Here is a 26,813-nt window from a genome sequence, read left to right as displayed (position 1 = left end):
CTCCCTATTCCGTATTGCCGTTACGGCCAACCGCGAGAGGGAGGCGCCGGAGGTGATCAAAGCAGGATATATCCAGAGCAGAGACATCAAGATTTTCGATGAAATCGGCCATAAGGGAAGGCATACAAGCGACATAACTTGTGTTGTGGCCTGTACCGGGCACCACAATATGCCGCCCGTTCGGGAAGCCCCCTACAAAATGATCGCCCATCGATGGCGGCGTGATTGGATCAAGGTTGCCCGACAACACCAGAGCAGGTACATCACCTTCAATCGGCGTCAGGGCATCGCTTTCCGGCATGGTGCTGTCCCACCCGGCACAACCTGCCTTCCAATATCGATAATAACTGTCCTCAGCAAAGCTACCCTCGCCTGCCGCCACGGCTTCAGCCTCGCTCAGGCGCGGGATTTCATCACCACACAGTATGGAATATGTGGTGCCCAGATACATGGATTCCGAGATCGCCGTCGCCCCCAGCAGCGAGGCAATCAGGGGATTGAGGTTGCCCTTCACGGCTTCATCCACCACCAGTGGTACATAGGTGGTGGTATCGGCGGTATAAAAGGCCCCCCGCAATGCCTCCACAGCAAACCCATGTTGCAGGTCAAACTCTATCGTCTCACCCGTTACAGGGTCAGGGCCGCTATAGTGCAGTTCGCCTGCCTTTGCCTTTGCCATCAAAGCATCTACATCAGCCTCGAAGTTCGGAAACCTTGCCGCACAGGCGGTATTGGCCGCGCAATCTTCAGCGATCAGATGTTTGGCGCGTTCCGCACTTTGCGGCGACGTTTCAAAAAGAGAAACATCGGGAGGCAACACGCCATCAACAACGATGCTGCGCACACGCTCCGGGTATCGCCGCAGATAAAGTGCAACCGTGCGGGTACCGTAGGAGCCGCCCCAGAGATTCAAAGTTTCGTATCCAAGCCGGGCGCGAACTTCTTCGGCGTCCCGTACAACATTTTCCATCGTGATATGGCGCACATCAATTGGTGCACTTTCCCGGCACTGTCGTGCCAGGGCTGTCATATCCGACAGTTTTTCTGGAATTTCGTCCCCGTCACAGCGCACACCCGCTGAACGGCCTGTCCCGCGCTGGTCAAGTAGAATGATATCCCGCTTGGTCCGGATGTTGTCGAAGGCCACATGCACCAGCATGCCGTAGTCCCCGGCCGCCTGTCCCGGGCCACCGGCGAAAACCAGAAATGGGTCTTCTGCTGGCGTGCTTGCTTTTGCGGGAACGATGGTGGCGTGAAGTGTGACGGTACCACTACCAGGCTCGCTATAGTCAAGCGGCACATCGAAGCTGGCACACTGCACCCTTTGCTTCACACCAGAAAGAAAACAAGGTTTCAGGTTGTCCGGCTCTGCTGCCGTGGCGGCGCCGCCTGCCAATGCGGTGCACCACAGAGCAAAGCCTGCTGTCGTTGCTCGGGTTATATTATTCAATCTGCTCTCCTCTCGAACCATCGTTCTCAGAACATACAGTCCGGGGAGAAAGTGAAACCTTACAACTTTTTTCCAGATATTCGCTCGTGCTCTATGTACGCCGCGCAATCACATGCTTATCCAGCACCTTGTCTTTCAGCTTGCCACCGAGTTCATTCAGGTGGTCAAACTTATGCTCAAAGGTGCCTGTGCCCTGGGTTACAGACCGCAGTTCAATGATCAGATCCTGCATTTCAGACGCTGGCATCTGGGCTTCGATAACATCCCAGCCGGGCCAGCCTTCGCGCGCGTCGAAACCCATAATCTGTCCCCGGCGCGAGGTGATCATGCCGTTGATCTTGGCCATATAGCTTGAAGGTGCCATCACCCGCACATGTTCAATTGGCTCGAGAAGTACAGGCTCACACCCCGGCAGCGCGTCGGCCATGGCCATGCGCCCAGCAGTTTTGAAGGCCATATCAGAACTATCCACATTGTGATGCTGGCCATCTTGCAGGGTCACGGAGACATCCACGACCGGGAACCCGAGCGGCCCCTGTTTCAAATATTCCTTCACACCAGCCTCGACACTGGGAATATATTGCTTGGGGATGGACCCGCCATGAATTTTCTCTTCAAACTCAAAACCCTGCCCAATTCCCCGTGGTTTAACCTCGATTACCACATCGCCGAATTGACCATGCCCCCCGGACTGTTTTTTGTAACGCGTATGTTGCACCCGCGCACGGCGGATCGTCTCTTTATAGGGTACACGGGGAAAAGCGAAGGTCACGCCCACCCCGTATTTGTCAACAAGCCGTGCCTTGGCCGTTCGCATATGGATTTCCCCCTGCCCCCATAGCAACAGTTGACCGGTGTCTTCCCTGTGCTCCACCTCAAAGGACGGGTCTTCCTCCACCAATTTTGTGAGGGCTTCCGATAACTTGGCCTCATCCTTCCTGTCATGCACTTCAAGGGCCTGCGCGTATACAGCGTGTAAATGCTCAGGCTTGGGCGCTCCGGTCCCCCCCAATGTGTCCCCGGCAACTGCGTCGAGGCGGGCAATGGCAATCAGGTCCCCCGCGCTGGCTTTGGCTGTCTTCTTGAGCTCTGGCCCGCGCACCGCAAACATGCCGCTGATCTTGCTATCGCCTAGCTGCATGCCATCTTTCATTTTGCCTTTGACAATACGTGCAAACGAGAGTTTGCCCATATGCGGCAGATATTTTGTCTTCAGAACATAAGCAACCATATCCCCCGCTCTGGTCGGCATCATGCGCTCAGACGCAAGGCTGAAGTCCGGCATTTCATGCCTCAGCGCTTTCATCAAGCGCCTTAGACCGTAGGAATTGAGCGCACTGCCCATAAGGACCGGCATGATATTGCCAGCCCGGAGATCGGTGGCCAGATCATTGAAAATTTCTTCCGCCGCCGGATCGATGTCATCCAGCAACTCTTCCATCAGTTCGTCATGAAAATCCGCAAGACGTTCCATCATCTGGAAACGTTCATCGGCAACTTGCTCGACATAGCTTGCTGCTGTTTTGGTAATCTCCCTGCTCCCGTCAATCCCATAGCTATAGGCCCGGCGGGACGCGAGATCCACAAAGCCGCTGATCTGTTCTTTTTCGCGGATCGGCACGTGCCGCAACACGCTTGGCAGCGCACTGACCTCATCAAGCGCCGCGGCAAGGTCCCGGATATGCACGTTGCTGTGATCTATTTTGTTGATGAACAACAGGTGCGGAATACCTTCGGCCTCAAGCTCATGCAGCAGCGGGCTGAGGGCTTGTATTTTATCGGGCTCGGGTTCCGCCACCACGACGGCCACGTCCACAGCATGCATCGCGTTACGCATTTCCTGCAACAGTTCTATCGAGCCTGGGCAATCCACGAATATATATCGATCACCTAAATATTCAGCTTCTGCCACGTTAATATCCACCCCCATGGTCATGGCCTTGGCTTCAATACTGTCATCAGCAAAAACCCGCTCACCATTTGCCCGGCGGCGGGTCGTGTTTGTCATAAAAAGAATATTCTCAAGAAGCGTTGTTTTTCCGCTCGAATATGGGCCCACGAGTGCTACTACTCGTGGGCTTGCCTGAGTGCCGCTAGTCATTGATCCCTCCGTCCATAGGTCACATTGCTGGATTAGCGGAAATCAGATTCCGCGCTCAACCGGGCGTAGGCATGTGTTGCTTTTCTCAAGCGGACAAACACCAGCGTACCAGACAGGCAATAGATTGCAAAAATCTGATCCGGGTTTAAAAGGAAGCGCCCTAACCTTTTGAAATATAAAAACCTGTGATGAAGCCTGGCCATCGTCTGTTTCGGTTTCAATCTCAACAAACAGGCCGTGCGAGTCGGAAAACCTGGGCATGCTTGCCTCGGCTGAGAAGTTGATATTGCACTGCAACATGGCTATCTAGGATACAAGACAAGCTTGAGGGAAGATCATGAGCACAAACCGCGCCGTTGAAATTGTTGAAGTAGGGGCCCGAGACGGGCTGCAAAACGAAAAAGTACATTTTTCGACAGAGCAGAAGGTGAATCTGATCAACCGCGCCATTGAGGCCGGGCTGAAACGTCTGGAAGTGGCAAGTTTTGTACACCCTAAACTGGTCCCGCAGATGGCAGATGCCGAAGCAGTCATCGCCGCACTGCCTGACCTCAAAGAGGTGGAATATGTTGGGTTGGTGCTAAACAAGCGCGGTTATTTGCGCGCCCTTGCTACACGTGAAGGCAACAAGCGCGGGGTGGACGAAATTGGCTGTGTCGCCACAGCGTCCAATACTTTCGGCGAAAAGAACCAGGGTCAAACCCGCGAGCAATCCGTTGATATCTGCAAGGAAATCATCAAGCTCGCAGCCCGCGAAGGGCTCAAGGCTCAGGTGACTATTTCTACTGCTTTCGGCTGCCCGTTTGAGGGTGAGGTGGATGAGGATACAGTGATTGAAATGGCACAGTCCCTCGCTGAGGCAGAGCCACGGGAAATTGCCATTGCCGACACAATTGGTGTCGCAACACCTTTTCATGTCAGCAAGTTAATGGCACGGCTGACCGATGCATTGCCACAGATTACCTGGCGTGCGCATTTTCACAACACCCGCAATACAGGCATAGCCAACGCTTGGGCGGCTTATGAGGCAGGCGCCAGTGTGCTGGACAGTTCGATTGCCGGCCTTGGCGGATGCCCGTTTGCCCCGCGAGCCACTGGCAATATAGGGACAGAAGACCTGATATACATGCTGGACCGTTCCGACGTGGTGACAGGCGTCGACCTGGAAAAAGCCATCGACCTGTCACACTGGATTGAGGCTATCCTCGGACGCCCAGCACCCTCTATGGTGGCTCATGCCGGTGGGTTTCCCAAACCGCAATAAAAACGAGGCAGTCTCACCTGGGTGAAACGCCCCGTTTTTTTGCTTCACATATCAGCCGTTATTTTGCTTCGGCCAATAGTTTGTCTTTGTGCGCCTCAAGGCTCGCAAGCGCCCGTTGCACCAACTCATTGTCGTCGATGCGCACCGCACGTTTGTAATCAGCCTGTGCAGCCACAAAGTCTCCACGAGCTTTGTGGATATTGCCGCGGTTGACATAAGCGCGCCAAAAGAGCTTGTCCTCACCAATGGCGCGATCACAGGCTTTTTCCGCTGCGTCAAGGTTACCCCGGGCATAGTCAACCGCACAGAGATTGCTCAGAACCGGCACCAGCCGCTCGTTGCCGATGTCCGCGCGTGCCGCCCGTTGCAGATGTTTGGCTGCACCGTCAAGATCGCCAGATCGCAAGGCATTCATCCCGCGCTCGATATTCATATCCTGCCCGACATAGATGGTTTTGACTGACTGCGCATGGGCACCGCCGGTGAAACTGGCGGCAGCAAGACCCGCCGCGATTGTCAGAGTTTTTGAAAATTTGAACATTATTTGTCTCCTCGCATGGGGAACACCTGTTCCCCGGTATTCAGCGGGTCGCTCACCGCCGATGAAGCCTATATAGTGATACAAAGATGGATAGTAATTGACAAAAAATGCAGGCTTGATATTCATATTTGAATTGCCGCACAGGGACAAATTTCATAAACTCGGGAAGGATACGGCCATGCTTGATTGGGAAGACCTCAAATATTTTCTGGCGATGGCAGAACACGGCAGTCTGTCCGCCGCCGCACGAAAACTGAATGTCAGTCAACCCACGCTCTCTCGCAGGCTGACCGCGCTTGAAGAGAATATTGGCGCTGAATTGTTTGCCCGTACCCGGGCCGGGCTTGAGATGACGCTACTGGGCGAACAGATGCGCCACCACGCACGACACATGCAGGACGATGTTCATGCCATGGAGCGTCTGGTCACCGGCCACGATAGCAGCCTTTCCGGTAGTGTGATGATTTCCTGCATTGAGGCAATTGGCGCAATGTGGCTTGTGCAGAAACTGGGTAACTTCATTGAACAATATCCCGGCATCACCGTTGATGTGAAAGTGGACAATGCTGTTTCGGACCTCCTACGCCGCGAGGCCGACATTGCTCTGAGAATGTTTCGGCCAGTACAAAACGACCTGGTCGCCAAACGCACGGTCACAATGAATTACGGCTATTACGCCAGCAAGTCATACCTTGAAACTCGCGGCAAACCGCAGGCCCTCAAAGAACTGAAAGAGCATAATTTCATCCTGCCCCATGACGAAATACTCACTCAAACAAAAACCGACCCGCGCAAGGTGTATTCGCTGTCACGTTCCGCTACATTCAGATCCAACAGCATGATGGCGCTGGCCACAGCAGTTGAGAGTGGATTTGGCATTGGCGCCTACAGTTGTGTAATGGCTGTCGACAAGCCTGACCTCGTGCGGCTATTTGACGATCTGACCGTGTTCAGCACCGATATATGGCTTGTCAGCCACGCAGAACTCAGGCGTAGTGCGCGTATCCGGGCCATGTATGATTATCTGGGCGATATGCTGACCAGCCACAACGATGCCTTCGCTGGCCGTCTTCCGGCACGCGCGGCAGAATAGATAGCAGAATAAGGATAGCCTTAGCTGACGCCAGAGCCCCCGCCTACCCAGTTGATAGGCTTTGCCTGCATACGCGCGCGGTAACTGCTCCAGCTCGGGTCAACAAGGTTTGTGCGGAACGGTAACCGCTCGGCTGGGATAAGGCTCCAGACCAGGTCTCCGACTTGACGACAGGGAAAGACCAGGTCACCAAGCCTGTTGTGCCACGGTTCATCATCACCAAAGTCATCAAAAAAGTCCCAGGCCACCAGCCTACCCTGACGCAGCCCTTCACTTTCAGCACATGTGCCCACCATATCCTCTACAATATCGCCCATTTCGGCCTGCTCACGCATGTTACCGATCAGGCAGAACTGCTCCTGTCCTTCAATATCCCGCAACAGGAATCCGCGGGAATTGGGCAGATAATAATATTCGCTATAGGGGAACAGGTTGTGGATGCTACGCATCAATTCAACGGTATCAAAGCGGTCAAGGCTGTGGTTGCCTGAGACACGCAGTGCCTTGGTCAGCGGTTCGAGTTTGTCTGCCATATATTCGCGGTGCAGTTCACCCATCATGGCCTTGATCTTGCCAAGTGCATCCGGATCATTTTTCGAGACAAACCGGTCGATCAGCCCATCGTTAAAGGCGGCAATCGTCGCTTCATCGCTCATCTGTCCCGTCAGCAGAATGGTTTTCACGCCCATATCCGCGATATTTGAGCAAAACTCCAACCCGCTCGTGGCAGGCATCACCTGATCCACAATCACGACAGAGATCATCTCAAAACGGGAGCCCGACATCGCGAGCTGCCTCAACCGTGAGGACTTGAGAAGGAGCAAATGATCACCAACCTCTGCCCCCGCTCCTTCGGCGTGGCTGCTGTAACGCTCAAAAACGTCGAAGGTATCATCGGCAATCTCCTGCGCCCGGGAGAGGCATTTTAATGCGCAGCCCGGTGAGGAGTAGCCCAGAACCGCTGCGTCACGTCCCAGCACAGCCTTCAGCGAAGCCAGAAAATCTTCATCATCATCCAGCAATAAGGCTGTACATGGGTGATACACTGGAATTTCTGGATGGTAAGAACCGATCATAACCTCTCCCCGGCAGGCAATAACACACGAAACTCGGTGTACATACCCGCCTCAGAATAGCACTCGACCTCCCCACCAAAACTGTCAACCACTCTCTTGCAAAAGGCAAGGCCAAGACCGGCACCACCGCTGGTTTCCGAATAAAACCTGTCGAAAACCTTTTTGCGTGCGGCAGCTTTGATACCACGTCCTGTATCTCGCACACACATGGCATTTTTTCCACTAATTCGGGAAAAATATATCTCGACATTGCCTTTTTCAGCCGCCGCAATCGCCGAGAGTGCATTTTTCAGCAAATTCATCAAAACATGCGCCATCAAAAGATCGTCGCCCCAGAAAGTAAAGTCGTATTCCTGGTGTATGTTGATGAGGCTGCGTTCTTTTTCAGACAAAGGATACCTCGAAAGCACGTCATCAAGCACTTGTTTCATTGAATGATGTGTAAACCCGCTGCGGTCGAAATTCTCCTCACGAACATTCAGAAGCAGGCAATCGACAATATGCGACGCTTTTTGCACATGCCGGGATAGCCTGTCTGAAACCTGGGTATATTGCAGCTTGTCCGCTCCCAGACGTTCGTCCAGTTCATCACACAATTGATGAAAATGCTCCAGTTCAAGCCTAACCCCGAGCAGGGGCGTGCGTAGCTCGTGCGCAATTGATCCCGCCAGCGCGACAGCTTTGCGCTTGTTGGCGCGGATCGTCCATTCTTCAGCCCATTTCATCGCCAAAGCCCCAGAGAGGGCGAAAAATATTACCGGCAATGCTTCGAGGACGTCGTAGGCGGCAACGGGCTGGTGGGGTTGTATGAGATAAACCAGATAGGCGAGCGGCACCCCGACAAGGAACATGAACAGCAAAGAAACGGCATCTGCGACGATGGCAAGATACAGCACAGCGCAAATCAACGATCCCAGCCAGACGCCGGAGGCCCCGTTTTGCAAGAACATATAGGTAAAGAAAAAAGGTGCAGCAAAGGTCAATGCCACGACAGAAAGGCAATAATGGAAACGCTCATGATCCTTTCGGGTGTAGTCCGAAACAATCCACAACAGGGCAAACAACACCCCCGCCAATCGCAGGTAAATGTTCTCGTAAGATTGAGGAAAAAGATGGGCCCAAAAATAATAATATAGCGGAAAGCCCAATATGGAAAAAAAGAGCCCAATCCGCATTTTGGCACGAATATACTCAAAATCAGTGACGAACTTCGAAAACAGCCTCATTTTACAAAATCCACTAAAAGTTGTTATTTAGTAGAATACTGAGCGAAATTACTCTGCGATAGTTTCCTGATTACCGCCTTATACGCGACTCTTCAGCTAAGGAACGCACGATGCTAAGCTCATTTAAAAATAGTAGTTATATTACCTATGAATGTAAACACGAGAGTCCACCCTTCATAGACGAAATGGTGGACGGCATGATGGAACCCTGCGGGGAAACGCACCGGGGACGGGCCGTACTCTCCAATTTGCCTGCACCACGGAATGCGGTGCTCATGCAATCCAATGATTATCTGTCAATTGCAGCGGACACGCGCATCGCGCGCGCTAAGGCAGATGTGTTGTTAAAACAAGGGCATGGCGACGCCATCTCCCGTGTTTTTGCTCATTCAAAGCAGGATATGCACCGGCAATTTGAATACCGTATCGCAGACCTTACCGGGGCGGAAGACGCTGTCCTCATGATGTCCGGCTACAATGCCAATACTGGTGTGGTACAAACCTTCGCGAGGCCCGCGACACCAGTTTACATTGATATCATGGCCCACGCCTCGCTGTGGGAAGGTATCCTCTGTGCACGAGCAAAAGCCCGCCCATTCAGGCACAATAATGCCGAAGATCTGAAACGAAAGATCAGGCGCTATGGCCCGGGGCTCGTTATTGTCGACTCATTATATAGTACCAATGGCAACCTTTGCCCTCTTGGTGACTTTGTTGATGTTGCAGAGGAAGGCGGCTGCGCGATCATTGTTGACGAAACCCATTCATTTGGTTGCCACGGGCTTGCTGGTGCCGGTATCACGGCCGCGCTGGGATTGACCGACCGCGTGCATTTCCGCACCATGGGCCTGTCAAAAGCCATCGCAGCACGGGGCGGCGTTATTGTCGGATCGGCTCGTAACATGGAATATTTGCGTTATGAAGCCCGACCGATGATTTTCAGTACATCGGTGCTGGGGTATGAGATAGCCGGCTTCAACGCTGCCCTGGATATTATCGCTGCAGAGCCTTGGCGGCAAGCCAAACTGCATGCCAACCACCGGTACCTTCGTACGGGATTGCTGGCATTGGGATATGATGTCAGGGCGGCTGACAGCCAGATAATTTCGATTATCACTGGGGGGCTGGAGAATACAGTTGCTTTCAGGCGCTATCTGGATCAGCACGGCCTGATGGGTTCGGTTTTTTGCCCTCCCGCGACGCCAGACAACAAGATGCTGCTCAGGCTAACGGTCAACGCGTCCTTACAGTCCTCTGAGCTACAGTATGCGCTGGATGTATGTGAAAGTGCCGTCCGGGATCTTGATATGCGCGGATGGCCGTCATTACTGCCGTAAGCTTTATTAGCCGTTTATCTTATGCACGACGTGCACTTCGTTACCGCACCCGTGGTAAGTCATCTCATCGAAACATCCCTTGGCCATGGTAATACCACGGCCATGTTTCTTGTCGTGGCCGGCATCGTCGTCAACAAAGGCCTGATACTTGAAGCCTCTCCCAGGATCCTTCACCGCGATCCGCAGGGCGGCATCATCTCGTTTGAAGTCAACACATACATAATTGTCGGCATATTCCGGCAGCGCGCGGCGGCGAAGAATCTCGGCATTCATTCCGCCGGTCTCAAGCAACTTTCCCTTTTCGTCATGGCCAATACCAAGACAGCCATGTTCGATTGCGTTGACAAACAACTCCATAAGACCAACAGCGACGCCAATCGGCTCGGTACTGGCTGCGGCAAGGCGAGACGCAACTTTCTTGGCCTCACGCCGCGACTGAAAAATAAAGCGTCCTTCTCGCGCATCCGGGCTCAAGGCCGCAAAGTCCGGTGCCCTGTGTATCGCCACTGCGGTCAGGTCGTCGGGTAACGCACCCGGCACACGCATATAAAACTGGTCCAGCAACCGTTCGACAAGGGTAACCCGGGCTCCCTCAAGCTCACATTCCGATACAAATCTCACAAAGCCCTCTTCACCAAGAAACTTGCCATCAGGCTCTGGCGCTTCCGTCAGCACGTCGGAGTAACAAAAGAGGCTTTCCCCCTCATCCAGACGGTCATATTTGTTTTCATATTCCGCAGATTTGATGATACCGAGCGGTGTACCAACACTATCGAGAAGACGGACATCGCCATCCGTCGACAAAATAATCGGACGCGGCGCCCCTGCCCCCGCATAAATCAGTTCCCCGCTTTTGAAATTGAGGACGGCATAAAACATCGTAGCAAACTGCCCCAGCGGGAAAGCTGGCTGCAGTGCGGTGTTCAAAAGCGTCAGAAAGTCGGCCGGATCGTCGCGGAATATCTCAAACCTGGCCATAGTTGCGTGAACCCGAAAGGTATTGAGGGCGGCCCCCACGCCGTGTCCGGCTATATCGAGCACAAATAGTCCGACACGGTCATCACCCAGGGGCCAACATCCCCAAAGGTCACCGCCAAGCTCAAACGATGCTTTGTAAAACGCCTCAATGGTACCGCCGCAAAACTCTTCGAGCGACATTACTGCCTTTTGATCGGGCAAAAGCGAATGCTGCATTTCCCGAGCCATTTTCAGCTCCGCCTGGATGCGGCTCTGGAAGTCGCTGAGGCTGTGTATCAGAAATTTGTTTTCAAGGTGCATGCAAACCCTTGCCAAAAGCTCGGGCTGATTAATCGGCTTTGAGACAAAATCCGTCGCACCCGACGCAAACACCTGTACACGCTCTTGCGCCGTCTCGGATGCCGACTGTACCAGAATAGGTAAATCGACGGTCTCTGGTTTGCTCCGCAACGTACGACAGACCTCATACCCGGAAACCTTGGGCATGTTCAGGTCCAGAACAACAAGGTCGGGCATACTTTGATCGATAATAGCGAGCGCTTCCGCACCGTCGGCAGCGTAGCTGATGTTGGAAAAACCACCTTTGGTAAGGCACGAGCCGATCATGGTGCGCATAAGCGGCATATCGTCCACCACCAAAATATTGGCAGCGCGGACTTCCTCAGCGACTTCCGCGACACGACCGGGAATAAAGCCGGAACCGGAACCTGTTTCAGCCATACCTTACCCCCGTGCGAACACCGCCCTATCCTTGCAGCAGATCAGACAATTTTGTGAGCTTGAGCATGCTGGCTACGTGGCCCTGCGCGCCCGTAACGCTAAGCTTCCAACCGCCGGTGTCAGCCTGTTCCTTGGCGATAAGGAACATACCCAGGCCCGCCGAGTCGACCATATCGACATTGGACAGGTCAAAGACACAAGATTGCAGGTCTTTAACAGAAAGATCCTTAAGCAACTGCCTGAAGGCCACATTTTCAGAAAAGGTTATGTCGCCGTTGAACACAACCCTGGCCGTGTTGTCCTCATTGACGTCGATGCGATATTCCATACGGTTTCCCCTGTCCCGGATAAAGGATGCGATTTGGGCTAACTACAGCCATAACAAGAATTGCGGCTGTCATTGGTAAATGAACAACAACTCTGACTACATAGCCAGCGATCTTGTAGATGACGCTACTGCCATTTAGTTAAACGACTTTTAACACGGTTGGCAATTCCAAGACTAAAATACTCTCTTTTTCATGTCTTTGACGATAATCGCCGCTGCGTTGTGCCCCGGGACACCAGTCACACCACCGCCCGGATGGGCGCCAGACCCGCAAAGATAAAGTCCCTTGATGGGCATTCGGTGGTCCGCATGCCCCAAAACCGGCCGGGCACTGAACAACTGATTGGGTGTCAGTTGTCCATGGAAAATATCTCCGTCCACAAGACCGAATTTCCGCTCAAGATCAAGTGGTGAATGGATTTGCCGCGCGATGATGCTGTCTCTGAAATTTGGCGCAAACCTGTTGACCGTGTCGATAATGCAATCCGCAGCTTCTTCCCTGCAATCATCCCAGCTTTTGCCTCCTGGCAGATGCGGCGCAAAATGCTGGCAGAAAAGGCTGGCGACATGTTGGCCTTCGGGCGCCAATGTATCATCAAGCGTGCTCGGGATGAGCATTTCAACCACCGGCTTTCTTGACCAGCCGTCCCGTTTCGCATCGAGATAGGCATCTTCAAGATATTGAATCGACGGCCCTATCACAATGCCTGACGAATGGTGCGGCGCGAGACCTTCCGCCGGCAAACAACTGAACTGAGGCAACTCGCTTAGCGCCACATTCATGCGAAACGTACCAGATCCGCTTTTGAGCCCCTTGATGCGGCGGCTGAAATCATCCGGCACCAGTGCTGGATCAACCAGTTGACCAAATAAAAGTTTTGGCGCGACATTGGATGCAATCGCCCGCGCGTTAATAACAGTACCGTCTTCAAGCACCACGCCAGAAGCACCTTTATCGGATGCCACTACCTCCCGAACCGGGCTGTCCGTTCGCACTTCTGCGCCGGCCTCAACCGCTGCTTTGCGCATAGCTTCTGTGATAGCCCCCATGCCCCCCACCGCATGTCCCCACATGCCTTTCTTGCCATTAACCTCACCAAAACAGTGGTGCAACAGCACATAGGCAGTACCAAGTGACCGAGGCCCGGTGAAAGCCCCAACAATGCCATCAAAGGCATATGCAGCCTTAACTTCGTCGCTTTCAAAGTATCGATCAAGAAGATCCGCACAAGACTGTGTCGCCATATCAAGAAGCAGACGCTGCGCTTCGATTGGTTTTCGCAAGGTATTGAGGCCGAGCCCCGCCGCCTGAATGAGGTCCCGAAGGCCACCGCTTACATTAGGTGGTGATTTCAAAAGCAATGCCCGAAGTTCATCGGCGACCGCATCAATATCAGCCTCATACCGTTCGAGCGCATCGGCATCCCGGCTGGAGAATTTTGCAAATTCGCGGCGTTTGGCTTCGCCGTCCACCGGGAACATCAGGTAACGCTCTTCATCAAGCGGGAAAAAGTTGGACGCCGCACGCTCTGCGACAGTCAGGCCATGGCGTTTCAGGTCCAGATCCTTGATGATTTTCGAGTTCAGCAGGCTGACGGTATAGGACGCGGTAGAGTTGCGGAACCCGGGGTGGAATTCCTCGGTGACTGCCGCGCCTCCTACAATGGACCTGCGCTCCAGCACCAAAGTCTTCAGGCCTGCCTTTGCCAGATAAAAAGCGCAGGTCAGCCCGTTATGCCCACCGCCAACAATCACCACATCATACATATGAAGTCCCCTCCCCAGAGTCTTAAGGTTTTATGTCATAACTGACAGCCCGATCCAGCCACGCTTTTCCTGTGAAAGTTGCGCCGCCACAGCGGGTTCAGTGTCCTGACTTTTCGGCACCTTGCCGTATCTGCACTTCACAAGCCAGCCACAATTGGATACAAGCGACTAAAATTCATTCTTGGGGTATCTGACACCCAAAACCGGGAAACGTCCGTATGAAAACCGTCTTTGTCATGATCAAATGTGAATTGGGCCGTACCTATGATGTTGCTGCCCACCTTGCTGACAATGTGCCTGAAGTCCGCAGCGTGTATTCCACCTCGGGCAACTATGATCTGCTGGCCCAGTTCCAGCTTTCTCCCAACCAGGAAATCGGGCGCTTCATTACGAAAACGGTACAGGTTGCTCCGGGTGTCAAGGACACCTACACAATCATTGGCCTTAACGCCTTCACCGAGGACGCCTCGTCTGCAGGGCCAGATGACATTTAATGGCAGCATGGGTGCCCACAGACGCCCATGTTGCGCAATGTTCATTCAGTCCTTGAGTAGACCAGCTTCCCTTCCATATAGGTCTCCAGCACAGAGATTTCGCTGATATCCTGTGGCTCGACCTTATAGGGGTCAGCATTGAGAATGATGAAGTCAGCCAGCTTGCCCACTTCAAGCGAGCCACGTGTCTTGTCCTGCCCCATGATATAGGCGCCGTCGATCGTTAGCGCGCGGATCATTTCGTCCACACTCAATACTTCGGCCTTATTCCATGTCTCCCCCTCATCAGCGTGTGGGTCGCGGCGCAGAACGGCCACTTCAATCGAATCAAACGGATCGCTCGTCGAAACAGGCCAGTCACTGCCCCACACCACACGTACACCGGCATCCTCAAAACTCTGGGCGGGATACAGCCAGCGCTGCACGTCTTTCTCAAGGAAGGGTTCTGTCAGGTCGGTGATATAAGCATCACGAAAGTGCCAAAGCGTTTGCATGTTGGCCGTTACACCAAGTTTGGCAAACCGCTTGATATCTTCCGGCTGCACTATTTCCAGGTGCGCGATGTGGTGTCGGTGGCCCAGTTCGCCGTTGGCTTGCTGAGATTTTTCAACCGCGTCCAGTGCAACCCGCACCGCCCGGTCGCCAATGGCATGCATATGAACCTGAAAGCCTGCCTGATCCAGCTTGGTGACATACGCCTGCATCGCCGCTTCACTCAGGTTGGTATCACCGCGATGGTGGGGGCCCATAGGCGCACCGACATATGGTTTGAGCATTGCCGCCGTATGGTTTTCAGCAACGCCGTCAACAAAGATTTTAACCGCTTCGGCGTCCACACGCCCCTTGCTGCGCTTACGGTAAGCCTCGCGGCGCGCGGAAACATTGGCGACGGTGTCATCCACATTGTCAACCGTGACTGTGGAGGTGACCATTTCTGTTGCCGCAAGAAGCGAGACCCGTACCCGTTGCGGCAGGTCTGCCCGTTCGGCGGCCTTAAGATAGGCTTCCTCCAACATATCGTCCATGATGGCGGCATCGATACTGGCGGTAATACCGTGGGACAACTGGTAGCCCATTCCCGCGTCGAGGTTTTTACTCACATCGTCAAGATCGGGTTCAGGCAGATAGGGAACCACCAGCCCCATGGCGGCTTCCCTTAGGGTACCGGTGGGCACACCCTGTGCATCCCGTTCGATACGACCGTTTTGAGGGTCCTCGGTTTCAGCGGTGATGCCTGCAAGTGCCAACATGGCACTGTTTACCCAACCGTTATGCCCGTCCGCGGCGGACAAAAAGACAGGTCTGTCCGGCAGAATTTCATCCAGCAAGTCTTTGCTCGGGTTCGCTTCAGGAAACAGGCTCAACTCCCAGCCCGAGCCCACGATAACAGGCATTTCTGGGTGAGCTTGAGCATAAGCGCCAATCGCCGCGAGCACTTTTTCAGGCGTCTCCATGCCACCAAGGCCAAGGCCTAGAAGTGTACCACCCCCGTCTGGCAAATGGGCGTGGCTATCAGTAAACCCGGGAAATACCGGTCGACCAGCCAGGTCATATTTCCTGGTATTCTGCCCGGTGAATGCAGTCGCGCCTTCGTCATCACCAACGTAAACGATTTTACCGTCGGCAATCGCCATAGCCGATGCAGTCTGGCCCTTGGCATCGATGGTATAAATTCGCCCACCGGTTAACACCACGTCCGCATCGTCAGCTGCGTGCGCCAACGGTCCCGTCAACGCCAGACAGCCCATGGCCGTTGCCGACAAAAGCCACTTATGCATTATTTTGCTCCCAAATGTGATCACATTGAAAGAAAAGCTGTCAGATATTACAGAAAATTGCAAGCGCCAGAATGAGAACCAGTGCCATATTCCAGCAAAGCAAGGCTTGGGAACCCAGCATGGTACTGTGATCACAAAAGCTGAGGCACTATTAAGCCTCTTGTCGCTTTATCTGCAGAAACAGGAAAGACGACCACATGAACAGCATGACCATGATAGCGATGCTGACAACAAATGGCAGCTCATGAAAGACACCATACAAAAGGCCGGTAAGGATTGGCCCAATGGAGCGCCCAAGCGCCTGCATCGACTGAAATACCCCCATCACCAAGCCCCGTTCACCAGCGTCACTTGAGTGTGATGCTATTGAAAGCACAGAGGTATTAAAGATAGCGGTCCCGACACTGACGAAGGTCAGGCCAACAAACACCCCGACACTCATGGAGGAAAATGCGATTGCCCCAAGGCCGATCGCCATGAATACGATACCTGCCTTCGCCAAGCTTCGTTCACCAAAGCGGGTGGCGAGCCGGCCGACAAGCCCGCTCTGCACAACAATCAGAATCAAGCCAAAATAAGCGAACATCACCCCCAGGTCGCTTGGCCCCCAGCCATGTTTGTCATTCATGAGGTAGGACATGATCGACTCCATCATGGCAAGGCCAAACGTGAAAAAACACATCACAATGCTCAATTGCAGCATAAGTGGCCGCCGCCCCAGGCGCCGTATGGCTTCGATCCGGCCCATCCGGCCAAATTCGGGCATATGGCTGGACGACAGGCTCTCACGGAACCTCAGCATAACCACAACCGCCCCCAGGAAACAGGCCGCGATCGATACCTTGGCTGGTGCGGAAATATCAGCGGTTTCTGCCGACCCGCCCCCCAAAATGGCACCAACTGCCGGGCCTATGGTGAAGGCCAACCCGATCCCAGCGCCAATAAGCCCCATGCCTTTTGCGCGGCCTTCACGCCCGGTCAGGTCGGTCACCGCAGCATACAAAACCGCTGAATTTCCCGCACACAGGCCCGCAAACACCAACCCAAGATGCATCTTCAATACAGTGTCAGCACCAAAAGCAATAAATACATAGGCCAATGACGCAAGCAGCAGGCTGCCAACGAGGACCGGTTTGCGGCCAACATGGTCGGACAACCGCCCCCACAGTGGGCCAGAGAGGAACTGTGCAAATCCGTAACTGGCCAAAATGGGCGTGGCGAGCGCCTCGCTTGCACCCAGGTTCTGCAATACAAACATGATGGAGGGAAGCAACAGGGCAAAACTGGCCATGACCACAAAAATGACGAGGAACAGGATAGGCATAATCACCCTATGTCAGAAAAAATTGGGAAGGTCTGTCTGCCGGCCTCCCCCCTTAAACCAGATCACCGGGGCACTTAAGATCGCAGACCTGGCGTGCCATCCTCTGCGTCACCTTCTGCTTCACCCTCATCCGGATCGCCTTCATTCTTTGGCTCGTCAGCACCTTCGGGCGGCGGCGTTTCCTTGTCTTTAAGACTGCCGTCTTCGATGAGAGCGCGACGTGCCTTTTCCATTTCCTCGCGCTTCTTCGCCAGCTCTTCGCGGCGCTTTTCGCGCTCCGCCTCAGCGTCTTTTTGAGCCTGAAGCTCTTCTTTCTGCCACTTGACGATGAGGTCGTCGATATACTGCATCAGGTTTTCATCGGCCTTGGCCAGACGTTTTGCCTTTTGAGCCTGCGTGATGCCGGACGAGCGCAACCCCGAAAGCGTCAGCGCTTCAGCCAGATCAGTGGAGATAATCGCGGATTCCGGGATGATCGCCTCCGCCTGCTTCAGGTGTGTTGCTGCGTCTTTACCATTTCCCAGTTCCAGATATGCACGCCCCAACATGGCATGGACCTGGGCATCCTCCGCCCCTTTGCTGAGGACTGCCTCAAAGTCTTTTTTTGCGGCCTCGAACTTGTTTGCCGTCAGGTTGGCCAGCCCGCGATTTTTAAGCGCTGACTGATAATCGGGGTTCTGCTCCAGCGCCTTGTTATAAAAGGTCATGGCAGCGTCAATTTCACGATGCCGGTAGGCCACCGCCCCCAGCAGATTATTTCCGACGGCGCTGTCCGGCTCAACCTCAAGAATGCGTTTGGCCGTAGCCACTGCTCCTGAAAGGTCACCGTTTTCCATCTGCATGTTTGCCAGCAAGGTCAGGCTTTCCGCGTCGCCTTCCGCATTGGAGTAGAGCGCTTGAAGTTCGGCTATCGCACCGACCTCGTCCCCGCTGATAAAACGCGTCAGCGCAAGCCGCTGGCCGAGCTGGGCGATCAGGTTCTGATCCATATCCTCCGCAGCCTTGGCAATCTCATTGGCCCGTTCAATGTAGGTGCGTGTCTCTACAATGTTCCCCTGCGCCCCGTTTGCCGCTGCGGCTTGCAAAAGCCCTTCTATGTCCTCACTACCCTCACCAATGAGAGGTTCAAGGTACAGCAACGCCCGCGCTGACTGCCCTCGGCGTGTCAGACACTCGGCGAGTTTGAGGCGGGTGGAACGATCGGCCGGCGCCTGGGACAAAAACCGCTCAAGATAGGGCTGCGCCGTGGAATATTTACCAAGTTCAAAGGCAATATGCCCGTATGTTCGTGCCGCAGGTGGAAACGTGCGCGTGAAGTCACCGGTCCGCAAAAGCATATACTCTGCTTCCTGGGTCTTGCCTTCAACGGCCAGAATGAGGGCGTTAAAATACTGTGCCATCGGGTTATTGGGCACCAGCGCATACACAGAATCCAGTTGTTCCTGCGCTTTTTCCAGTTGACCGGTTTCTATATACATGCCGATCAGTTCAAAATAGGCGAGCATGTTACCACTATGAAGGTCAACCGCTTTCAGCAGATGCTTCTCGGCATCCTCGGTACGGCGCTCATATCTGGCCACCGCCCCTTTTACGTATTGAACAATAGGATCATCCTCAACGCGGGACGCTGCTTCGTCGGCAAACGCATTGGCTTCCGTCAACTGCCCCTGGTTCAGAGACAGGAGCGCCATGCCGAGATAGCCACGAAAATCCTCAGGCTTCTCTTCAATTGCCAGCCTATAGAAGTACCGCGCGCCCTGTATGTCCTGCTTTTGTTGTGCAATGTCCCCGCGCAACAAAAGGGCCTGGAATTTTTCCTCCCCTTCAAATGAAGTGTCGTTCAAAATTTCGTCGGCCTTTTTGAATTTTTGCTGCAGCAGCAGCGCCCGGCTGAGTTTTAGCAGAATCTCGCCATCCGAGGCACCGGCCTCGCGCGCGTCTTCAATCGCCACTTCCGCAGCCACGCCATCAAGCAAGTTCAGGTAGATGTCCGCCGCCGTCAGGAAATCGGTTTTGTCGGAGATTTCAAGCTCGTCCTGCGCCTTAATGACCTCAAGTGCCTTCTGATACTCACCGTCATCAACCAACTGCTGCACCGCCTTGTCATCAAATGATGCATAGTCGATTTTCTCGGCTTCTTCCTCTTCCGAACCACCACACGCGGCAAGCAATCCGAACGATGCAATCAAAGCCGGTTTAATAATAAATCTCATGAGTTCCCCCGTAACTGATCGCGGCGCGCGGCGTTCGCCTTTGCTGAACGTCACCCCCGCTGGCGAGGTACAGCGCCCCAGCAACAAGCTTTGGCAGCAATACGTCGCAACTATGCCTTGTCAAACCCGACAATGGCAAGCCTTGAGCTTTTCCTCCCGCCCAGAATTCTTCTATTTTAATAAAATTTTACACGAATATTTCGCGATTTTGATTTATATGCAATATTTGTCAACTCAATGCTGGCTAGAATTCTCGCTCAGCAATAGCGGATACAAACAGGTGGATACAAACATAAAGTAGCCGAGGGGCGGCTTGTTTGGGTTGAATGAAGGTTAGGTCGATGGTTAAGAAGTACTTGAAGATTTGTCGTTCACTTGTAAGGGTTGGACTCGTGTCAGCATTTGGCGTGGGTATATCCTTCAGTGCGGCTGCCACCTACAATTACAATTACTTCGACGTCCTTGCCGATCCCGGTACGTATGGACCTATTTCGCTTGGTGACGATATCAACTTGAACGCCTGCGGCTCCACTTTCCACCGAGCGGACGGGTCGTCGGAAAGCTATTCGATCTGTGACCTCAGCAATCTGCAGGACTTTACGCTGGGATGGGTCGCCTACAGCGAAGACAGCTATCAAATTCTGTCATGGTATGAAGGCAGCAACGTCGCCAACGGGCTTGAGACGACTGTCAGTACCGGTACCGGTACATTTTTCAGTGACGTCGGAAACTATCTGATCGGCCTATACGTCGCGGTTGCCGGTGACACCTATGTTCCACTGCCTTACGGCAGTTATGGCGCAACCGGCAACGATACGGATCTCGCCTATGATGGCTCCACAAATACAAGTGGCGGATTTTCCAACACTTTTGCAGTCAGCGAAGTTTATACTCCTGTCCCGGAGCCAATGGCTGCGCTGATGCTACTACCCGGCTTTATCCTGATTGCACGGCGTGAGCGCCGTCGGCGGGCTAACGCCAAAACCATGGCTGCCTGATACAGGCTTTTTGAAGGATATAATCATGGTCAATTTCTTCATCAGAAAATTGGCTTCAGTTGGACTGGCTCTAGGATTGCTGACTGCGATGTCAGTCGGCGCAAGCGCGACCTATCCAAACGGTCAAACCATTGCCGATGCGGGTACCTACTCACCTGTATCGCTTGGGAGCAACATCATCCTCGACGCTTGTGGCTCTTCGTTTGCCGGCTATTCTATCTGTGACCTGCCGAGCACCAACAAATTTGGGATCGAGTGGTTCATCCTTCGCCGTAACACCCAGTACAATTACGACGAATGGCTCGCACAATACACCTATCATCAGGGCCAGGTAGCACCGAACCTGCAAAAAACCATAGCCACTGGCGGAAGCAACGTAATCAATACCGCAGGGACCTATTTTATTGGCCTGCATGTTATTTCCTACGGTGACACCATTGCGCTACCGGGCGGCGGTTATGCACAAGGCGGCTCGAGCGACTGGAGCTGGTCAGGATATTTCACTGTAGCCGAAGGGCCTATAACACCAACCGTACCGCCTTCAAGCGTGCCGGAACCGCTAAGTGCACTCCTGCTGCTGCCGGGCCTTGCCCTCATCGCACGGCGTGAGCGCAGGAAGCGGCACGCTGCCATCGCGTAAGCATGAAAATATCGTGCAAGCATAAAAAAACGGGGCCAAAAGCCCCGTTTTCCTTTTCCCGCCGCTGAAGCGACTAAACTTCGCTCATCAACTGTACTTTGGCCTGTGCCAGCATCTCGTCAAGGTGCTTCTCAACCCGGTGGCGGGAGATGTCCACGCCTTTGGCTTGAATATCCTTCATCACCTTGCGGATCACATCTTCATCGCCGTCTTCTTCAAGGTCAGCTTTCACGACAGACGCAGCATAGGCTTTCACATCCTCACCCGCGAGGCCAAGTTCCCCGGCGAGCCATTCGCCAAGCAGCCGGTTCCGGCGTGCCCGCGCCTTGAACATCATCGCCTCATCATGGGCAAACTTGTCTTCAAACGCTTTCTCGCGACCGTCAAAAGTGGTCATGGCTTTACTTCCTCCTGTCCGAGTCTCACTGTGAGATCTCGCTGAAACACAATAGCATTCCCTTTATTAAGGGTGTTTGCTTGCTCATTTCCATAGCGTAAACAAAACTTATTGCAAATTATTACAGAAAGATTGTCGCGGCGCACCTTCTCGGTTATGTTCGCGCCCGCGCAACCCACTGACATCCCTCAAGCTGAGGAAGAGGCAATATATGTCCCGCCGCAACAAGCTTTATGAAGGCAAGGCCAAAGTACTTTTCGAAGGGCCCGAGCCAGGAACTATCATTCAATATTTCAAAGATGACGCTACGGCCTTCAATGCCCAGAAAAAGGGCACCCTGCAAGGCAAGGGCGTGGTGAACAACCATATCTCTGAATATATTTTCACTGCCCTGAATGACATCGGCATCCCCAACCATTTTATCGAGCGTCTCTCCATGCGGGAACAGCTGGTCAAAGCGGTTGAGATCATTCCGGTTGAAGTCATCGTCCGCAATATCGCGGCTGGCAGCATCTCAAGCCGCCTCGGCATCGAGGAAGGCACTCACCTGCCCCGCCCACTGATTGAATTCTGTTTCAAGTCGGATGAACTTGGCGATCCGCTGATCGCGGAGGAACATATCCTCACCTTCGGTTGGGCCAATGAGCTTGAGCTTGAGGAAATGACCCATTATGCGTTCCGCATCAATGATTTCCTATCCGGCCTTTTTGCCGGCATCGGCATCAAACTGGTGGATTTCAAGCTCGAATTCGGCCGTCTTTATGAAGGCGACGACTGCATCACCATCCTCGCGGACGAGATCAGCCCGGACGGATGTCGCCTGTGGGACATGGAAACCGGCGAAAAAATGGACAAAGACCGTTTCCGCCGTGACCTCGGTGGTGAGATGGAAGCTTATCAGGAAGTCGCCCGCCGTCTTGGTATCCTGCCCTCCGCCGACATCACCGAATTTGCAGACCACCGCAACAAGGACCAGAAGTAACGCTTCTGGTCTCAGTTTTTATATCGCCCATCACCAATGCCTATCAGGCGAAATTGACTTGAGAAGAAAGTGAGCCCCATGAAAGCCCGTATCTTTGTCACCCTTAAAAACGGCGTTCTGGACCCCCAAGGCAAAGCCATTGAGCATGCCCTTTCCAATATGGGATTTGAAGGTGTCGACGAAGCCCGCCAGGGCAAGTTTATCGAGCTTGAGCTATCAGAGACCGACCGCGCGAAAGCCGAGGCCAACGTCGACGAGATGTGCCGCAAGTTGCTTGCGAACACGGTGATCGAAAATTACTCCATCGAGCTGGAGTAGAGCTGATGAAATCCGCGGTTATCGTTTTCCCCGGCTCCAACTGTGACCGGGATATGGCTGTCGCCCTTGAGAAAATCACCGGGCAAAAGCCACTCATGGTCTGGCATCAGGACTATGACTTCGACAAGGTCGATTTCATCGCGCTGCCCGGCGGTTTTTCGTACGGCGACTATCTGCGTTGCGGCGCCATGAGCGCGCGCAGCCACGTGATGAAAGAAGTTGTCAAACGCGCGGAAGACGGCGTGCCCACCTTCGGAGTGTGCAATGGCTTCCAGATCCTGACAGAAACCGGCCTCCTGCCCGGCGCTCTGATGCGCAACGCAAACCTCCACTTTGTGTGCAAGGACGTGAAGATGACGGTGGAAAACGCCGACAGCATGTTCACCAACGCCTACAAGGCAGGGGAAGAGATCACCATCCCTGTCGCGCACCACGACGGCAACTATTTCGCCGACGATGAAACGCTTGACCGGCTTGAGGGTGAAGGCCAGGTCGCGTTCAAATATGCGCAAGACATCAACGGTGCCCAGCGCCGCATTGCCGGCGTGATGAACGCCCGCGGCAATGTGCTGGGCATGATGCCCCACCCCGAACGCATGATCGAGAGCCCACTTGGTGGCTCAGACGGCCGCAAGATGTTCGAATCCGTCATGAACACGCTGGGTTAAGGGGAAAAGACATGAAAAACGGTAACGAGATTAAAATCACCCCGGAACTCGTCAAGGAACATGGCCTGAACGAGGAAGAATACGCGCGCATCAAAAGTGCGATGGGGCGTGAGCCAAACTATACCGAGCTTGGCATCTATAGCGTGATGTGGTCTGAGCATTGCTCCTACAAATCCTCACGCTTTCACCTCAAGAAACTGCCAACCAAAGCCCCATGGGTTATTCAGGGCCCGGGCGAAAACGCCGGTGTGATCGACATTGGAGACGGCCAGGCTGCCATCTTCAAAATGGAAAGCCACAACCACCCATCGTATATCGAACCCTATCAGGGCGCAGCAACGGGTGTGGGTGGCATTCTGCGTGATGTCTTCACCATGGGCGCACGCCCGGTGGCCAACATGAACGCGCTCCGGTTCGGCGAGCCAAGCCATCCAAAAACCCGCCACCTTGTGGCTGGTGTGGTGGAAGGCATTGGCGGGTACGGCAACTGCGTAGGCGTGCCCACCGTGGGCGGCGAAACCAATTTCGACCCGTCCTATAACGGTAATATCCTCGTCAACGCCATGACGGTTGGCCTTGCCGATGCGGACAAGATTTTCTACTGCGCTGCCGCAGGTGTGGGCAACCCTGTGGTATACGTGGGGTCCAAAACCGGCCGCGACGGTATCCACGGCGCCACCATGGCATCGGCCGAGTTTACCGACGACAGCGAAGAAAAGCGCCCTACCGTGCAAGTGGGTGACCCCTTCACCGAAAAACTGCTGATTGAAGCCTGCCTTGAGCTGATGGCAACCGACGCCATTATCGCCATTCAGGACATGGGCGCGGCGGGGCTGACCTCCTCAAGCGTTGAGATGGCTTCCAAGGGCGGTGTGGGTTTTGAGCTGGACCTTGATACCGTGCCGCAGCGCGAAACCAACATGCTGCCCTATGAGATGATGCTCTCGGAGTCTCAGGAGCGTATGCTCATGGTGCTCAAACCCGGCCGCGAAGACATGGCCAAGGCCATCTTCGAGAAGTGGGAGCTTGATTTTGCCGTCATCGGCCACATCACCGACACCGGCAACCTGACGCTCAAGTTCGGCGGCGAAGTGGTGGGCGACATGCCGATCAACAGCCTTGTTGAAGACGCGCCTGAGTATGAACGCCCGTTTGAGTATACGCCAAAGCGTCAGGCCATCAGTGTGAAAGCACCGGCGGACCTGAATAAAGCCGCGATGGACCTTATCGGCGGGCCGAACCTGTGTTCGCGCCGCTGGATATGGGAACAGTATGACCATATGGTCATGGGCGACACGATCCAGCGCCCCGGTGGCGACGCCGCCGTTGTGCGCGTGCACGGCACGGAAAAAGCACTGGCCATCAGCACCGACGTTACCCCGCGTTACTGCTTTGCGGACCCCGTTGAGGGCGGCCGTCAGGCCGTGGCGGAGACATGGCGCAACATCACCGCCGTGGGTGCCCTGCCGCTTGCCATCACCAACTGCCTGAACTTCGGCAACCCTGAGCGCAAGGACATCATGGGCCAATTTGTTGGTTGCCTTGAAGGCATGGGCGAAGCCTGCCGCGCGCTTGATTACCCGATCGTCTCAGGCAATGTGTCGCTCTATAACGAAACCAACGGCAAAGGCATCCTGCCCACCCCTGCCATCGGCGGTGTGGGTGTGATGAAAGACAGCGCCCGCATGGCCACCGTTGCCTTTGGGGGCGCGGGCCAAACCGTGGTGCTGATCGGCGAAACGAAGGATGAACTGGGCGCAAGCCTGTACCAGCGCGAAATTATGGGCGAGGACGCCGGCGCACCGCCGCATGTGGACCTCACGCTTGAGCGCCGCAATGGTGACTTCGTGCGTGCGCTGATTGAAAACGGCCAGGTTGCCACCTGTCATGACCTTTCTGACGGCGGCCTGATCGCAGCGCTGGCCGACATGGCGATGGCTGGCGGCGTGGGCGTGAACGTGACGGTGGGCGATGACCTGCCCGTGCACACACACCTGTTCTCCGAAAGTCAGGCCCGTTACCTTGTCGCAACCGACGCCGACACGGCTGAGGAAATCCGCAAGGAAGCCAAGGACGCCGGTATCCCGGTCACCGTGCTGGGTGAAACCGGCGGCGAACGCATCACCGTCAACCACGGCGCGCTAGACCTTGACCTGCACGCCCTCAAGGCAGCGCACGAAGGCTGGCTGCCCACTTATATGGCCAACGCCAGCTAAGGCGGTGAGAGACAAGCGGGAAACAAAAAAGGCGCCCTATGTGGCGCCTTTTTTTGTTAGGTCGTAGACTCATAATTTTTCAACCAGATACAGACTGAAGCCAGTTTTACAGCGGCGAGGAAATTCTCCGGGTTTTTGTCATAGCGCGTTGCAATGCCCCGATAGTGCTTGAGCTTATTGAAGAAACGCTCGACGAGATTACGGTGTCGGTACAGCCATTTACTGAAGGTAAAGGACTGCTTGCGGTTGGCTTTTGGCGGAATATTGGCCCAAGCTCTGCGCGCTGTGGTGAAGGCACGAAGCGCGTCGGTATCATAGGCTTTGTCAGCGAGCAAGATCGCTTCCTCCTTGATGTCCTCAATCAGATCAAGGGCCGGTTTGCTGTCGTGGGTCTGTCCAGCAGTCAGCGAAAGCCTGATCGGCAGACCATCCGCATCGACGAGGGCGTGGATTTTGGTGGTCAGTCCACCCCGGGAACGGCCCATGCAGCCATCGTCCTGATCCCCCTTTTTGCCGTGGCCCCTTGTTGATGCACACGGACACAGCTGCTGTCGATCATAATGATGTCACCGTCATGGGCTTTGCTCACCGCCTCGAACAGTCGGTCCCACACCCCGGCCTTGCGCCAGCGGACAAACCGGTTGTAGCAGGTGGTGTAGGGACCATATCTTTCGGGAATGTCTGCCCACGGCGTTCCCGCCCGAAAGCGCCACAAGATGCCGTTGATCACCCGGCGGTCATCCACCCTAGGCACCCCGCGCGGCTTGTTCGGCAGCAAAGGCTCTATGATCGACCATTCATAATCTGTCAGTTCATACCGGCGGCGGCGCATCAAAACCTCCTCAATGATTTGAGAAGCGTTGAATCATATCTTCGCCTGTTTGGGAATCCCTTTTATGAGTTT

Annotated in this window: 23 protein-coding genes; 10 read left to right on the top strand and 13 right to left on the bottom strand. The window is 54.3% G+C overall.

The features are described 5' to 3' along the window. Window positions 1–4 precede the first annotated feature (4 nt). Both OEU85_RS00625 and OEU85_RS00620 read right to left on the bottom strand, forming a co-directional pair. Window positions 5–1,450: an alpha/beta hydrolase gene (locus OEU85_RS00625; RefSeq protein ID WP_262689494.1), complete on the bottom strand. Its 1,446-nt coding sequence runs from the start codon at window positions 1,448–1,450 to the stop codon at window positions 5–7. A gap of 91 nt (window positions 1,451–1,541) precedes the next feature. Next, window positions 1,542–3,551: an elongation factor G gene (locus tag OEU85_RS00620; protein WP_262689493.1), complete on the bottom strand. Its 2,010-nt coding sequence runs from the start codon at window positions 3,549–3,551 to the stop codon at window positions 1,542–1,544. 337 nt (window positions 3,552–3,888) lie between these two features. Between OEU85_RS00620 and OEU85_RS00615 the strand changes: the two genes are divergently transcribed. Next, window positions 3,889–4,815, top strand: a complete 927-nt coding sequence (locus OEU85_RS00615; protein ID WP_262689492.1) for a hydroxymethylglutaryl-CoA lyase — start codon at window positions 3,889–3,891, stop codon at window positions 4,813–4,815. A gap of 58 nt (window positions 4,816–4,873) precedes the next feature. On the opposite strand, the gene OEU85_RS00610 is transcribed toward OEU85_RS00615, so the two are convergent. Beyond that, the gene (locus OEU85_RS00610) at window positions 4,874–5,356 is read right to left on the bottom strand and encodes a tetratricopeptide repeat protein (protein ID WP_262689491.1); all 483 of its coding nucleotides are present in this window, start codon (window positions 5,354–5,356) and stop codon (window positions 4,874–4,876) included. Between the two features lie 178 nt (window positions 5,357–5,534). On the opposite strand from OEU85_RS00610, the gene OEU85_RS00605 reads away from it, so the two are divergent. Further along, complete coding sequence (locus tag OEU85_RS00605; RefSeq protein WP_262689490.1) at window positions 5,535–6,449, top strand: LysR family transcriptional regulator; 915 nt, start codon at window positions 5,535–5,537, stop codon at window positions 6,447–6,449. 20 nt (window positions 6,450–6,469) lie between these two features. On the opposite strand, the gene OEU85_RS00600 is transcribed toward OEU85_RS00605, so the two are convergent. Together OEU85_RS00600 and OEU85_RS00595 are read right to left on the bottom strand one after the other, a co-directional pair. Continuing rightward, a complete protein-coding gene (locus tag OEU85_RS00600; protein WP_262689489.1) occupies window positions 6,470–7,525 on the bottom strand; it encodes a response regulator in 1,056 nt (351 codons plus the stop codon). Next, complete coding sequence (locus OEU85_RS00595) at window positions 7,522–8,751, bottom strand: sensor histidine kinase (protein WP_262689488.1); 1,230 nt, start codon at window positions 8,749–8,751, stop codon at window positions 7,522–7,524. Before OEU85_RS00595 ends, OEU85_RS00600 begins: the two co-directional genes overlap by 4 nt. A 110-nt stretch (window positions 8,752–8,861) precedes the next feature. Between OEU85_RS00595 and cqsA the strand changes: the two genes are divergently transcribed. Next, on the top strand, window positions 8,862–10,088 hold the full coding sequence (gene cqsA / locus OEU85_RS00590; RefSeq protein WP_262689487.1) for an alpha-hydroxyketone-type quorum-sensing autoinducer synthase: 1,227 nt from the start codon (window positions 8,862–8,864) through the stop codon (window positions 10,086–10,088). 6 nt (window positions 10,089–10,094) lie between these two features. Here the strand turns inward: cqsA and OEU85_RS00585 are convergent, their stop codons facing one another. From OEU85_RS00585 to OEU85_RS00575, 3 genes are all read right to left on the bottom strand, one after another. After that, a complete protein-coding gene (locus OEU85_RS00585; protein ID WP_262689486.1) occupies window positions 10,095–11,786 on the bottom strand; it encodes a SpoIIE family protein phosphatase in 1,692 nt (563 codons plus the stop codon). A gap of 25 nt (window positions 11,787–11,811) precedes the next feature. After that, the gene (locus tag OEU85_RS00580; RefSeq protein WP_262689485.1) at window positions 11,812–12,114 is read right to left on the bottom strand and encodes an STAS domain-containing protein; all 303 of its coding nucleotides are present in this window, start codon (window positions 12,112–12,114) and stop codon (window positions 11,812–11,814) included. A 174-nt stretch (window positions 12,115–12,288) separates the two neighbouring features. Beyond that, window positions 12,289–13,881 (bottom strand): phytoene desaturase family protein, encoded by a 1,593-nt coding sequence (locus tag OEU85_RS00575; protein WP_262689484.1) that lies wholly within the window; start codon window positions 13,879–13,881, stop codon window positions 12,289–12,291. A 218-nt stretch (window positions 13,882–14,099) separates the two neighbouring features. Between OEU85_RS00575 and OEU85_RS00570 the strand changes: the two genes are divergently transcribed. After that, window positions 14,100–14,375, top strand: a complete 276-nt coding sequence (locus tag OEU85_RS00570; RefSeq protein WP_262689483.1) for an Lrp/AsnC family transcriptional regulator — start codon at window positions 14,100–14,102, stop codon at window positions 14,373–14,375. 41 nt (window positions 14,376–14,416) lie between these two features. On the opposite strand, the gene OEU85_RS00565 is transcribed toward OEU85_RS00570, so the two are convergent. The 3 genes from OEU85_RS00565 to OEU85_RS00555 all read right to left on the bottom strand — a co-directional run bounded on the left by OEU85_RS00565 (window position 14,417) and on the right by OEU85_RS00555 (window position 19,690). Next, window positions 14,417–16,153, bottom strand: a complete 1,737-nt coding sequence (locus OEU85_RS00565; RefSeq protein WP_262689482.1) for an amidohydrolase — start codon at window positions 16,151–16,153, stop codon at window positions 14,417–14,419. Window positions 16,154–16,304: 151 nt separating this feature from the next. After that, on the bottom strand, window positions 16,305–17,477 hold the full coding sequence (locus OEU85_RS00560; RefSeq protein ID WP_262689481.1) for an MFS transporter: 1,173 nt from the start codon (window positions 17,475–17,477) through the stop codon (window positions 16,305–16,307). A gap of 74 nt (window positions 17,478–17,551) precedes the next feature. Further along, window positions 17,552–19,690, bottom strand: a complete 2,139-nt coding sequence (locus tag OEU85_RS00555) for a tetratricopeptide repeat protein (RefSeq protein WP_262689480.1) — start codon at window positions 19,688–19,690, stop codon at window positions 17,552–17,554. Between the two features lie 392 nt (window positions 19,691–20,082). Between OEU85_RS00555 and OEU85_RS00550 the strand changes: the two genes are divergently transcribed. After that, window positions 20,083–20,688, top strand: coding sequence for a hypothetical protein (locus tag OEU85_RS00550; protein WP_262689479.1), 606 nt, complete (start codon window positions 20,083–20,085; stop codon window positions 20,686–20,688). Between the two features lie 88 nt (window positions 20,689–20,776). Further along, window positions 20,777–21,328 (top strand): hypothetical protein, encoded by a 552-nt coding sequence (locus tag OEU85_RS00545; RefSeq protein ID WP_262689478.1) that lies wholly within the window; start codon window positions 20,777–20,779, stop codon window positions 21,326–21,328. A gap of 73 nt (window positions 21,329–21,401) precedes the next feature. Here OEU85_RS00545 and OEU85_RS00540 read toward each other — a convergent pair whose 3' ends face one another. Then, on the bottom strand, window positions 21,402–21,725 hold the full coding sequence (locus OEU85_RS00540) for a DUF1476 domain-containing protein (RefSeq protein WP_262689477.1): 324 nt from the start codon (window positions 21,723–21,725) through the stop codon (window positions 21,402–21,404). Window positions 21,726–21,936: 211 nt separating this feature from the next. Between OEU85_RS00540 and purC the strand changes: the two genes are divergently transcribed. From purC to purL, 4 genes are all read left to right on the top strand, one after another. Then, complete coding sequence (gene purC, locus OEU85_RS00535; RefSeq protein ID WP_262689476.1) at window positions 21,937–22,707, top strand: phosphoribosylaminoimidazolesuccinocarboxamide synthase; 771 nt, start codon at window positions 21,937–21,939, stop codon at window positions 22,705–22,707. Between the two features lie 78 nt (window positions 22,708–22,785). Further along, a complete protein-coding gene (purS, locus tag OEU85_RS00530) occupies window positions 22,786–23,025 on the top strand; it encodes a phosphoribosylformylglycinamidine synthase subunit PurS (RefSeq protein ID WP_262689475.1) in 240 nt (79 codons plus the stop codon). Between the two features lie 5 nt (window positions 23,026–23,030). After that, complete coding sequence (gene purQ, locus OEU85_RS00525) at window positions 23,031–23,693, top strand: phosphoribosylformylglycinamidine synthase subunit PurQ (protein ID WP_262689474.1); 663 nt, start codon at window positions 23,031–23,033, stop codon at window positions 23,691–23,693. 11 nt (window positions 23,694–23,704) lie between these two features. Continuing rightward, window positions 23,705–25,909: a phosphoribosylformylglycinamidine synthase subunit PurL gene (gene purL / locus OEU85_RS00520; RefSeq protein ID WP_262689473.1), complete on the top strand. Its 2,205-nt coding sequence runs from the start codon at window positions 23,705–23,707 to the stop codon at window positions 25,907–25,909. 56 nt (window positions 25,910–25,965) lie between these two features. Here purL and OEU85_RS00515 read toward each other — a convergent pair. Further along, a protein-coding gene (locus tag OEU85_RS00515; protein WP_262689381.1) for an IS5 family transposase occupies window positions 25,966–26,741 on the bottom strand; the annotation gives its coding sequence in 2 pieces (ribosomal slippage) (window positions 25,966–26,426 and window positions 26,426–26,741; 777 coding nt in all). Between the last annotated feature and the right edge of the window lie 72 nt (window positions 26,742–26,813).

It is taken from the genome of Kordiimonas aestuarii (assembly GCF_025574465.1).
In the GTDB taxonomy this organism is placed as follows: domain Bacteria; phylum Pseudomonadota; class Alphaproteobacteria; order Sphingomonadales; family Kordiimonadaceae; genus Kordiimonas; species Kordiimonas aestuarii.
This window is presented reverse-complemented; position numbering and strand designations above follow the sequence as displayed.